The organism is Streptomyces sp. NBC_01294 (genome assembly GCF_035917235.1).
Classification (GTDB): domain Bacteria; phylum Actinomycetota; class Actinomycetes; order Streptomycetales; family Streptomycetaceae; genus Streptomyces; species Streptomyces caledonius.
Genome location: NZ_CP108423.1, coordinates 6,180,246 through 6,191,801 on the forward strand (window position 1 = coordinate 6,180,246; position 11,556 = coordinate 6,191,801).

Consider the following 11,556-nt stretch of genomic DNA (forward strand, 5'->3'; position numbering starts at 1 on the left):
CCGGCGTCAGCGCGCGGCGGCGGCGAGGGAGTCCTTGGCGGCGGCGGCCACGGCCTCGGCGGTGAAGCCGAACTCGCGGAACAGCACCTTGGCGTCGGCGGAGGCGCCGAAGTGCTCCAGCGACACGATCCGGCCGGCGTCGCCGACGTACCGGTGCCAGGTCAGGCCGATGCCGGCCTCGACCGCGACGCGGGCCTTCACCGAGGAGGGCAGGACGCTGTCCTTGTACTCCTGGGACTGCTCCTCGAACCACTCGACGGACGGCATGGAGACGACGCGGGTGGGGACGCCCTCGGCCTGCAGCTGCTCGCGGGCCTCGACGGCGAGGTGCACCTCGGAGCCGGTGCCGATGAGCACGACCTGGGCGGGACCGCCCTCGGCCTCGAAGAGCACGTACCCGCCCTTGGCGGCGTCCTCGTTGCGCTCGTAGGTCGGCACGCCCTGGCGGGTGAGGGCCAGACCGTGCGGGGCACCCTTGCCGAAGACCCTGGTGTGGCGGCGCAGGATCTCGCGCCAGGCGACGGCGGTCTCGTTCGCGTCGGCCGGGCGGACGACGTTCAGGCCCGGGATGGCGCGCAGCGAGGCCAGGTGCTCGACCGGCTGGTGGGTCGGGCCGTCCTCGCCGAGACCGATGGAGTCGTGCGTCCACACGTAGGTGACCGGCACGTGCATCAGCGCGGAGAGGCGGACGGCGTTGCGCATGTAGTCGGAGAACACCAGGAAGGTGCCGCCGTAGATGCGGGTGTGGCCGTGCAGGGCGATGCCGTTCATGGTCGCGGCCATGGCGTGCTCGCGGATGCCGAAGTGGATGGTGCGGCCGTACGGGTCGGCCTCCGGCAGCGGGTTGCCCACCGGCAGGAACGAGGAGTCCTTGTCGATGGTGGTGTTGTTGGAGCCGGCCAGGTCGGCCGAGCCGCCCCACAGCTCCGGGATGACCGCGCCGAGCGCCGAGAGCACCTTGCCGGAGGCGGCGCGGGTGGCGACACCCTTGCCGGCCTCGAAGACGGGGAGCTTGTCCTCCCAGCCCGCGGGCAGCTCGTTGGCGTTGATGCGGTCGAACTCGGCGGCGCGCTCCGGGTTGGCGGTGCGCCAGGCGGAGTAGTCCTTCTCCCAGGCGGCCTTGGCCTCGCGGCCGCGGTCGAGCGCCTTGCGGGTGTGCGCGATGACCTCGTCGGAGACCTCGAAGGTCTGCTCCGGGTCGAAGCCGAGGACGCGCTTGGTGGCCGCGACCTCGTCGTCGCCGAGCGCGGAACCGTGCGCGGCCTCGGTGTTCTGGGCGTGCGGGGCCGGCCAGGCGATGATCGAGCGGGCCGCGATGAAGGACGGGCGTCCCGTCTCGGCCTTGGCGGCCTGGAGGGCGGCGAACAGCGCCTTCGGGTCGAGGTCGCCGTTCTCCTGCTGCTCGACGCGCTGGACGTGCCAGCCGTACGCCTCGTAGCGCTTCAGGGTGTCCTCGGAGACTGCCGTCTCCGTGTCACCCTCGATGGAGATGTGGTTGTCGTCCCACAGCAGCACCAGGTTGCCGAGCTTCTGGTGGCCGGCCAGCGCGGACGCCTCGTGGGAAATGCCCTCCTGGAGGCAGCCGTCGCCCGCGATCGCGTAGATCATGTGGTCGAACGGGGAGGCGCCGGTGGCGGCCTCCGGGTCGAACAGGCCGCGCTCGTAGCGGGCGGCCATGGCCATGCCCACCGCGTTGGCGATGCCCTGGCCGAGGGGGCCGGTCGTGGTCTCCACGCCGGCGGTGTGGCCGTACTCCGGGTGACCCGGGGTCTTGGAGCCCCAGGTGCGGAAGGCCTTCAGGTCGTCCAGCTCGAGCCCGAACCCGCCGAGGTAGAGCTGGGTGTAGAGCGTCAGGGACGAGTGCCCCGCAGAGAGCACGAAACGGTCGCGGCCCACCCACTCGGGGTCCGCCGGGTCGTGCCGCATCACCTTCTGGAAGAGGGTGTACGCGGCGGGGGCCAGGCTCATCGCCGTACCGGGGTGGCCGTTTCCGACCTTCTGGACCGCGTCAGCGGCCAGGATGCGGGCGGTGTCGACGGCCCGCTGGTCCAGTTCGGTCCACTCGAGCTCTGTGGTGGTCGGCTTGGTGCTCACCGTGGGTCAGGGCTCCTCTCCACATGTTTTTGTATCCCGGTGACGAACGGTGCACCGGCGATTCCGAGCCTACCCCTGCAACGGCGTGCAGCTATTCGAGTGCAGCCAGTCCGTCACCGCGCCGCCGATGCCTGTTCACCCGCTCACGCGGGCCCGGCGGGAGCGGTCCCCCGTATGTATGCACGGTCCGATCGGCCCAACACGAAGCGACCCCGGCGCGGGGCGACGCAAGTGCAACGTCTAGAGTGGCGTGGTACGCGCAAGCCTTAACCGGGCCTTCATGTTCTGGGTGGTCCGAGTCGGAGCTTGCTGGATTCTCTCTCAGGGGTGTGCGTGACGGCCGTCGAATCCCGTCCAGCGGGGGTGCTCGGGACGAGCCCCGGTCACCGGCCGTTCGGGACCCGCGTCATGGCTTTCGTGGCATTGACCAAGCCGCGGATCATCGAACTTCTGCTGATCACCACAGTGCCGGTGATGTTCCTCGCCGAACAGGGCGTGCCGTCGCTGTGGCTGGTCCTCGTGACCTGCTTCGGCGGTTACTTGTCCGCGGGCGGCGCCAACGCGCTGAACATGTACATCGACCGCGACATCGACGCACTGATGGACCGCACCTCGCAGCGTCCGCTGGTGACCGGCATGGTCAGCCCGGGGGAGTGCCTGGCCTTCGGCCTGACCCTCGCGGTGGTCTCCACCCTGTTCTTCGGACTGCTGGTCAACTGGCTGTCGGCGGCGCTGTCGCTCGGTGCACTCCTCTTCTACGTCGTGGTCTACACGATGCTGTTGAAGCGGCGCACCGCCCAGAACATCGTCTGGGGCGGCATCGCGGGCTGCATGCCGGTGCTCATCGGCTGGTCGTCGGTCACCAACGAGCTCTCCTGGGCCGCGGTCATCCTCTTCCTCGTCATCTTCTTCTGGACGCCGCCGCACTACTGGCCGCTGTCGATGAAGGTGAAGGACGACTACGCGCGGGCCGGCGTGCCGATGCTCCCGGTCGTGGCCGGCAACCGGCCCGTGGCGCGCCAGATCGTCCTCTACAGCTGGGTGATGGTGGCGGTCTCGCTGCTGCTGACCCCGCTCGGGTACACCGGCTGGTTCTACACCACGGTCGCGCTGGTCTCGGGCGGCTGGTGGCTGTGGGAGGCGCACGCGCTGCACGCACGGGCCAAGGCGGGCCTGACGGGCGCGAAGCTCAAGGAGATGCGGCTGTTCCACTGGTCGATCACCTATGTGTCGCTGCTGTTCGTGGCGGTGGCCGTGGATCCCTTCCTCCGTTGATTACTCGCCGGTAGCATGGCTTCCATGGGAGACACCGCAGAGACCGCGGCCGCCGCAGGCGCCGCGGACAAGAAGCAGGACCGTACGGCGGCCAAGCTGGCCAAGCAGATCGGCGCGTTCGCCAAGGAGCACGGCGGCGCCGAGGGCCAGCTCGCCCACATCGGCCAGGCCGGCACCCGGATCGTGCTCGTGGGCACGGACGGCGGCTGGGGCGACCTGGTGGCCCCCACCTTCGCGGTGGCGCAGCTGGCCGCGGAGAAGGCCGGGCTGACCCTCCACGAGGAGTTCGACGGGGAGTTCGCCGCGCGCGTGCGGACCGGCCCGTACGAGTGGTCGCGGATGGCCGGCATCCAGCTCGGCGGCACCGCGAACCCGGCGGCCTGACCTCCTCCGGGAGCCGTTTCGTTGGTGCTCGAGGCGCCCCGGGGGACCCGGGGTGCCGTCTCGGTCAACAGCGCGAGCAACACCTCACACCCCGCTCACCCGTTAGGACGTGTGGAAGCCCCTTCCTCACGTCCGCAAACGGGATGCCCGGATGATCGAAACGCCGCCCCTGGTGGACCAGTACTGCCACGGAGTACTCCGTACGGAGCTGGGCCTGGGCACCTTCGAGGCCCAGCTGGTCCGCTCCGCCGGCCCGCCCGCCGCGGGCACCACCTTCTTCGACACCCAGACCGGTTTCGCGGTGCGCCGCTGGTGCCCGCCGCTGCTGGGGCTGGAGCCGCACGCCACGCCCGTGCGCTATCTGGCCCGGCGGCGCGAGCTGGGCGCGGCCGAGACCGCGCGGCGGCTGCTGAGGGGATCCCGCGTCGCCGCCTACCTGGTCGACACCGGGGTGGCCGGGGACCTCACCGGCCCCAAGGAGCTGGCGCTCGCCGGGGACGCCGAGGCCTTTGAGACGGTCCGGCTGGAGTTGCTGGCCGAGCAGGTCGCCGACACCTCCGGGACGGTGGCCGCGTTCCTCGCCAATCTCGCCGAGGCCGTCCACCACGCCGCCGCCGGAGCCGCGGCCTTCACGTGCGCCACGGCCTTCGACCGCACCACGCCCTTCGACCATCCGGACGGTCCGGCCACCTCGCCCGAACCGCCCGGCCCCGGTGAGGTGCGCGGGGCGGCCGGACGGTGGCTGGCCGGGAGGGCGAGGGGCGGGGCCGTGCGGGACCCCGTACTCCTGCGGCACCTGCTGTGGAGCGCGGTGGCGTCCGGGCTGCCGCTCCAGCTGCACACGGGCGCGGGGGATCCCGCCCCGCTGACGGAGTTCGTACGGGCCACCGCGGGCCTGGGCACGCGACTGGTGCTGCTCGGCGGACATCCGCACCGGCACCGGCACGCGGCGCAGCTCGCGGCGGCCTTCCCGCACGTCTACGCCGACACCGGAGCGGCCCTCGGGCGCACCGGGGCGGGAGCCGCGGCGGTGCTGGCCGAGCTGCTGGAGCTCGCGCCGTTCGGGAAGCTGCTGTTCTCCAGCGGCGGCCGGCGGCTGCCGGAACTGCACGCGGTGGGCGCACTGGTGTTCCGGGAGGCGCTGGGCCGGGTGCTGGGCGGCTGGGTCGCCGAGGGGTCCTGGTCCTGGCGGGACGCGGAGCGCGTGGCCGCCATGGTCGCGGCGGGCAACGCCCGCCGCGTCTACCGCCTGGACAGGCCCTAGGGCGGACCGCCCAGGCGGGTCGGGAGGCTCAGACCGTGGAGAGCTGCGGGTCGCCCTGGGCCGGGATCCCCGCCTGCTGGGCCGGCCGCTCGCGCAGGCTCAGCGCGACCCGGAGCACGGCGATCCACACCAGGCAGGAGCCCAGCATGTGCGCGGCGACCAGGACCTCGGGCAGGTCGGAGAAGAACTGCACGTAGCCGATGCCGCCCTGGGCGAGCAGCACGATCAGCAGATCGCGGGCGCGCGCCCGGGTGTCGACGGGGGCGTCGACCACGCGCAGCACCAGCCACATCGCGACGGCCAGCGCACACACGAGCCAGGCGGCGATGGCGTGCACATGTGCGGTGGCCGCCCAGTCGAGCGGCATCCGCTTGATCTCGCTGCTGTCGCCGGCGTGCGGTCCGGCGCCGGTGACCACCGTGCCCGCCGCGATCAGCACGAGGGTGGTGGCGACCAGTGCCCACGAGAGCTTGCGGACCGGGCCCGGTACGCGCGGGCGGGGGGCGGTGTCGCCCTCGCCGGTGCGCTGCCAGGTGACGGTCGTCACCGCGATCAGCGCGGTGGCGAGCAGGAAGTGCCCGGCGACGCTGTACGGGTTGAGGCCCGTCATGACGGTGATGCCGCCGAGCACGGCGTTGGCCATCACGATGACGAACTGGAGCCAGCCGAGCTTCGTCAGCGCGTGCCGCCACGGGTCGGCCGAGCGCGCCGCGAGGATGACCCAGCCGACGGCCGCGCTGAGCACGTACGTCAGCATCCGGTTGCCGAACTCGATGGCGCCGTGGAAGCCCTGGGCCTGCGTCGCGATCAGGCTGTCGTCGGTGCACTTGGGCCAGGTGTCGCAGCCGAGACCGGATCCGGTCAGCCGCACCGCGCCGCCGGTGACGACGATGGCCACGCTCATGACGAGCGCGGCGAGCGCGGCCCGCCGGACGATCCGGGGTGACGGAGTCCAGCGGCTGGCGATGAAGGCGAGGGGGTTCAACACGGCCCCTATGGTAGGCGGCCCCTTGTGCAAAGTTTCACGAGGGGGTGGCCACGGGGGCGTCGGGGCCCGCGACCCACCGGAACCTGGCCCCCTCGGGATCGCCCTCGGCGTGCCACCACAGGAAGACGCGCCAAGGGCCGCCCTCGCCCGGGCAGTCCGCCGAGCCGACGAACCCGCGGATCAATTCGCCCGCTACGTCCTCGGCTGTCCTGTTTCTCACTTCTGTGGCGCTGTGCCAGGGATGCTGGAGTACGTTCCACAGTCCGTCAGGACCGCGCACCTCGAAGCGCCACACCGCGAGCCAGGGCGTGACCTCCAGCATCGTCCCCACCTGCTCGGCGCCGAGGCGCAGCCGGGCCGCGATGTCGGCCTCCTCCACCCCCTGGATGCGGGCGGCCACCACGGCCTGCGGCAGCAGCCGTTCGGGCAGCAGCCCCCGAGTGCGCAGGCTGACCAGCGAGTCGAAGGCCAGGAAGCGCAGGCGCAGTTCCAGCTGACGGCCGATGTGGTCGAGGGCCTCCTCGGCCTCCTCCGACTCCTGTGCGCCGGGGTACGCGAGCAGCAGCTGCCGGAAGTCGGCCTCGGCGTCCACGGCCCAGGCCACCGCGTCCTCGGCGAACCCCAGTTCGGCGAGGCGGTCCCCGAGGAACACCTTGGCCTGGGCGAGGCCCCGCCGGTTGACCGGATCCTGCTGGTCCAGGCCCGCCCACACCTCCACCGCGGTCCGGGTCAGATCACGGGCCCGCTCGCCGGCCGCCCGTTCCATGGCGCTCGGCCCGTCGCCGGCGGCCGGGCCCAGCGGGTGCTTCGGCAGCCGGGTCCCGTCGCTCAGCGGCCAGGCCAGCCACACCCCGTGGTTGATCAGCCCGCGGGCGTACCAGCGGGCGAACTCGGGAGAGTGCACGGCCGCGCGCTCGGAGCTGCGCAGCCCCTCCTCGATCGTGGCGAGGGCGCTCGCGCGGTCCCCCGCCGCGAAGCGCAGGGCGGCCCGGTCGGCGAGGCGCAGCCCGAGCAGCGCGGTGCACCGCGGGTCGTCCGTGAGGGCGCGCAGGGCGCCGATCAGCTCGTCGAGGAGCTGATCGCGCTCCTCCGGCGCCGCGTGCGCGTCCCCCGCCCGCACCCGCGCCCATTGGTCGTCCAGCCGTAGAACGGCCTCCCGCTGCACCATGTCCGCCCCCCGGCTTCATGTGTGGAGGCGCCCATCCTCGCGGCAAGGTCACCGCAAGGGAAAGGGTTTCATTCCCAGCGGAAGAGCCGTGCGGCGGCGCCCAGGCCGAGTGCGGCCCAGCCCGCCAGGACGGCCACGTCGCCCCACGGCAGCGCGGCCCCGTGCTGGAGCACCTCGCGCAGCCCGTCGGAGAGGGCCGAGATGGGCAGGATTCCCAGGACTGACTGCACGGCGCCCGGGAACTTCTCCAGCGGCACGATCACCCCGCCGCCGACCAGCAGCAGCAGGAACACCAGGTTGGCGGCGGCCAGGGTCATCTCGGCCTTCAGGGTGCCCGCCATCAGCAGCCCCAGCCCCGAGAACGCGGCGGTGCCCAGCAGGATCAGCGCGGCGACCGACAGCGGGTTCCCCTGCGGGGACCAGCCGAGCGCGAAGGCGATCACCGTCAGCAGCGCGATCTGCAGCACCTCGGTGACCAGCACGGACAGGGTCTTGGCGGCCATCAGTGCCCAGCGCGGCAGCGGGGAGGCGCCGAGCCGCTTGAGGACCCCGTAGCGGCGGTCGAAGCCGGTGGCGATGGCCTGGCCGGTGAACGCGGTGGACATCACGGCGAGCGCCAGGATGCCCGGCGCGAGGAAGTCCACGGACTTCTCCGCCCCCGTGTCGATGATGTCGACCGCGGAGAAGAGGGTCAGCAGCAGCGCCGGGATGATCACGGTCAGCAGCAGCTGCTCCCCGTTGCGCAGCAGCATCCGGGTTTCCAGCGCCGTCTGCGCGAGGATCATGCGGGACACGGGCGCGGCCCCCGGGCTGGGGGTGAACGTACCGGCGCTCATGCGCGCAGCTCCTTGCCCGTGAGTTCCAGAAAGACGTCTTCGAGGGTGTGCCGCTCCACCGAGAGGCTGTCCGGCATCACCCCGTGCTGCGCGCACCAGGAGGCGACGGTGGCCAGCAGCTGCGGGTCCACGTCGCCGGTGAGCCGGTAGACGCCCGCGGTGAGCTCGGCGGCCTGGGTGCCGTCGGGCAGCGCCTTCAGCAGTGAGGCCAGGTCGAGGGAGGGGCGGCCGGTGAAGCGCAGGGTGTTCTCGGCGCCGCCCCGGCACAGCTGCTCGGGGCTGCCGTGGACGATGACCCGGCCCGCGTCCACGATGGCGACCTCGTCCGCGAGCTGCTCGGCCTCGTCCATGTGGTGCGTGGTGAGGACGACGGTGACCCCGTCGGTGCGCAGCTCCCGTACGAGGTCCCAGGTCGCGCGGCGGGCCTGCGGGTCCAGGCCGGCGGTGGGCTCGTCAAGGAAGACCAGCTCGGGGCGGCCCACCACGGCCATGGCCAGGGCCAGGCGCTGCTGCTGGCCGCCGGAGAGCCGGCGGTAGGGGGTGCGGCCGCAGCCGCCGAGTCCGAGGCGTTCCACCAGGGTGCCGACGTCGAGCGGGTCGGCGTACAGCTTGGCCATGTGGCGCAGCATCTCGACGGCGCGGGCTCCGGAGTAGACGCCTCCGGACTGGAGCATCACGCCGATCCGCGGGCGCAGGGCCTCGGCCCGGGCCACCGGGTCGAGGCCGAGGACGCGGACGGTGCCGGCGTCGGGGCGGCGGTAGCCCTCGCAGGTCTCCACCGTGGTCGTCTTGCCCGCGCCGTTGGGACCGAGGACGGCCGTGACGGATGCCGTGGGGACGGTGAGGTCCAGGCCGTCCACCGCTGTCTTGGTGCCGTACCGCTTCACCAGTCCGCGGATCTCCACGGCGGGGTCGTTGCTCATGGGGGGTGAGTCTACGGAGCCGGGGGAGGGGGTGCGGGTCCCGGGGTCGCGGGGTTACCGGCCGGTTCGCTCTTGCTTTTCGTACCGCCCGGAGGGGCGGGATCACCGTCGGATTCGAACACCGCGACGAGAATATGACTCTTTTCAGTCCGGTGGCCCTGTGTGGGCCGTTCGGTTTCCGTGATCCTTTTCGGAACTCGACGGCCGGCCCGCAGGGAAAGGCCGAGCGTGAAACGGTGCTGGTGGGAGCCGTGAAACGGTTCCCCGGAGGTGCTCGGTGAGATAGCGGAGCACACCCCTCCGAATAACTCTGCGTCGATAAATTAGGTAACCCTTAGTGATGGAGGCCACCAGGAGTGGCGTCCATCACGGCTTGTCGCTGCTCGGTTAATTACGCAACAATGGCGTTGTGAAATACGGCGAACGGCACAACGAGACCCCCCAGGGGGAGCTCGCCACCGGGGAGCGGTCAACCCGCAACCGAGTGGCGCGCTCGATCCTGGACCACGGTCCGTCCACCGTCGCCGACCTCGCCCAGCGCCTCGGCCTCACCCAGGCCGCCGTCCGCCGCCACCTCGACACGCTCGTCACCGACGACGTGGTCGAAGCCCGTGAGCAGCGTGTGTACGGCGCACGGACCCGGGGTCGGCCCGCCAAGGTCTTCGCGCTCACCGACTGCGGCCGCGACGCCTTCGATCAGTCCTACGACACGCTCGCCGCGGACGCCCTGCGCTGGATCGCGCAGTCCGTCGGCGGCGGCGCCCAGGGCGAGGCGGCGGTCGCCGCCTTCGCCCGGTCACGGATGGAGACGCAGGCGCGGGCCTACCGGGAAGCGGTCGACGCGGCCGCGCCCGAAGGCCGTGCGGAGGCCCTGGCCAAGGCGTTGACCGTCGACGGGTACGCTGCTACGGCGAAGAGCGCTCCCGGTCCGCACAGCGGTGAACAGCTCTGCCAGCACCACTGTCCGGTCGCGCACGTGGCCGAACAGTTCCCGCAGCTCTGCGAGGCGGAGACCGAGGTCTTCTCACGCCTGCTCGGGACGCACGTGCAGCGCCTCGCCACGATCGCCCACGGCGACGGGGTGTGCACGACGTTCATTCCGCGAAGCGCGAGCACCACACAGACCGACACATCAGTATCTGCAAGTACGGCCGGGAGGAACCCCGCATGACCACGGAGACTGCTCACCCTGAGCTCGATGGCCTGGGCACCTACGAATACGGCTGGGCCGACTCCGACGCGGCGGGTGCCGCCGCCAAGCGGGGCCTGTCCGAGGATGTCGTCCGCGACATCTCGTCGAAGAAGTCCGAGCCGGAGTGGATGCTGAAGCTCCGTCTCAAGGGCCTCAAGCTGTTCGACAAGAAGCCCATGCCGAACTGGGGCTCCGACCTCTCGGGCATCGACTTCGACAACATCAAGTACTTCGTGCGTTCCACCGAGAAGCAGGCCGCTTCGTGGGAGGACCTGCCCGAGGACATCAAGAACACGTACGACAAGCTCGGCATCCCCGAGGCGGAGAAGCAGCGCCTCGTCGCCGGTGTCGCGGCCCAGTACGAGTCCGAGGTCGTCTACCACCAGATCCGTGAGGACCTGGAGGAGCAGGGCGTCATCTTCCTCGACACGGACACCGCGCTCAAGGAGCACCCGGAGCTCTTCCAGGAGTACTTCGGCACGGTCATCCCGGTCGGCGACAACAAGTTCGCGTCGCTGAACACCGCGGTGTGGTCCGGCGGCTCCTTCATCTACGTCCCCAAGGGCGTGAAGGTCGACATCCCGCTCCAGGCCTACTTCCGTATCAACACGGAGAACATGGGCCAGTTCGAGCGGACGCTGATCATCGTCGACGAGGACGCCTACGTCCACTACGTCGAGGGCTGCACCGCCCCGATCTACTCCTCGGACTCGCTGCACAGCGCCGTGGTCGAGATCATCGTGAAGAAGGGCGGCCGCTGCCGCTACACGACGATCCAGAACTGGTCGAACAACGTCTACAACCTGGTCACCAAGCGCGCCGTGGCGTACGAGGGCGCGACCATGGAGTGGGTCGACGGCAACATCGGTTCGAAGGTCACCATGAAGTACCCGGCCGTCTACCTGATGGGCGAGCACGCCAAGGGCGAGACCCTGTCCATCGCCTTCGCGGGCGAGGGCCAGCACCAGGACGCCGGCTCCAAGATGGTCCACATGGCGCCGAACACCTCCTCGAACATCGTCTCCAAGTCGGTGGCACGAGGCGGAGGCCGCACCTCGTACCGCGGCCTGGTCGAGATCGGCGAGGGCGCGCACGGCTCGAAGTCCAACGTGCTGTGTGACGCGCTCCTGGTCGACACCATCTCCCGCTCGGACACGTACCCGTACGTGGACGTGCGCGAGGACGACGTCTCCATGGGCCACGAGGCCACGGTCTCCAAGGTCTCCGACGACCAGCTCTTCTACCTGATGAGCCGCGGTCTGACGGAGTTCGAGGCCATGGCCATGATCGTGCGCGGCTTCGTCGAGCCCATCGCGCGCGAGCTGCCCATGGAGTACGCCCTGGAGCTGAACCGGCTGATCGAGCTGCAGATGGAGGGCTCGGTCGGCTAGTCCCGGCCGGCTGCCCGTCCCGCAGCACATTCATTGACGTA

The 11,556-nt window shown here is 71.2% G+C and carries 10 protein-coding genes; 5 read left to right on the plus strand and 5 right to left on the minus strand.

All coding sequences use genetic code 11. The features are described 5' to 3' along the window. Window positions 1–6: 6 nt before the first annotated feature. Window positions 7–2,094 (minus strand): transketolase, encoded by a 2,088-nt coding sequence (gene tkt, locus OG534_RS27925; RefSeq protein ID WP_326591616.1) that lies wholly within the window; start codon window positions 2,092–2,094, stop codon window positions 7–9. 327 nt (window positions 2,095–2,421) lie between these two features. Here tkt and OG534_RS27930 point away from each other — a divergent pair, with 327 nt between their 5' ends. From OG534_RS27930 to OG534_RS27940, 3 genes are all read left to right on the plus strand, one after another. Continuing rightward, entirely contained in the window at window positions 2,422–3,369 is a 948-nt protein-coding gene (locus OG534_RS27930) for a heme o synthase (protein ID WP_326593901.1), read from the plus strand. A 24-nt stretch (window positions 3,370–3,393) separates the two neighbouring features. After that, window positions 3,394–3,753, plus strand: coding sequence for a hypothetical protein (locus OG534_RS27935; protein WP_326591617.1), 360 nt, complete (start codon window positions 3,394–3,396; stop codon window positions 3,751–3,753). A 151-nt stretch (window positions 3,754–3,904) separates the two neighbouring features. Beyond that, window positions 3,905–5,017: an amidohydrolase family protein gene (locus tag OG534_RS27940; RefSeq protein ID WP_326591619.1), complete on the plus strand. Its 1,113-nt coding sequence runs from the start codon at window positions 3,905–3,907 to the stop codon at window positions 5,015–5,017. Between the two features lie 28 nt (window positions 5,018–5,045). Here the strand turns inward: OG534_RS27940 and OG534_RS27945 are convergent, their stop codons facing one another. The 4 genes from OG534_RS27945 to OG534_RS27960 form a co-directional block, all read right to left on the minus strand. Continuing rightward, window positions 5,046–6,035 carry a COX15/CtaA family protein gene (locus OG534_RS27945; protein ID WP_326591620.1) on the minus strand — a complete coding sequence of 330 codons (990 nt, stop codon included), beginning with the start codon at window positions 6,033–6,035 and terminating at the stop codon, window positions 5,046–5,048. A gap of 4 nt (window positions 6,036–6,039) precedes the next feature. Then, entirely contained in the window at window positions 6,040–7,173 is a 1,134-nt protein-coding gene (locus OG534_RS27950; protein WP_326591622.1) for a hypothetical protein, read from the minus strand. Window positions 7,174–7,241: 68 nt separating this feature from the next. Next, window positions 7,242–8,009: an ABC transporter permease gene (locus OG534_RS27955; RefSeq protein ID WP_326591624.1), complete on the minus strand. Its 768-nt coding sequence runs from the start codon at window positions 8,007–8,009 to the stop codon at window positions 7,242–7,244. Beyond that, the gene (locus tag OG534_RS27960) at window positions 8,006–8,932 is read right to left on the minus strand and encodes an ABC transporter ATP-binding protein (protein ID WP_326591626.1); all 927 of its coding nucleotides are present in this window, start codon (window positions 8,930–8,932) and stop codon (window positions 8,006–8,008) included. Before OG534_RS27960 ends, OG534_RS27955 begins: the two co-directional genes overlap by 4 nt. A 409-nt stretch (window positions 8,933–9,341) precedes the next feature. Between OG534_RS27960 and OG534_RS27965 the strand changes: the two genes are divergently transcribed. Both OG534_RS27965 and sufB read left to right on the plus strand, forming a co-directional pair. After that, the gene (locus OG534_RS27965) at window positions 9,342–10,103 is read left to right on the plus strand and encodes a helix-turn-helix transcriptional regulator (protein ID WP_326591627.1); all 762 of its coding nucleotides are present in this window, start codon (window positions 9,342–9,344) and stop codon (window positions 10,101–10,103) included. Beyond that, window positions 10,100–11,515 (plus strand): Fe-S cluster assembly protein SufB, encoded by a 1,416-nt coding sequence (gene sufB / locus OG534_RS27970; protein ID WP_326591628.1) that lies wholly within the window; start codon window positions 10,100–10,102, stop codon window positions 11,513–11,515. The genes OG534_RS27965 and sufB overlap by 4 nt, the downstream gene beginning before the upstream one ends. The last annotated feature ends 41 nt before the right edge of the window (window positions 11,516–11,556 follow it).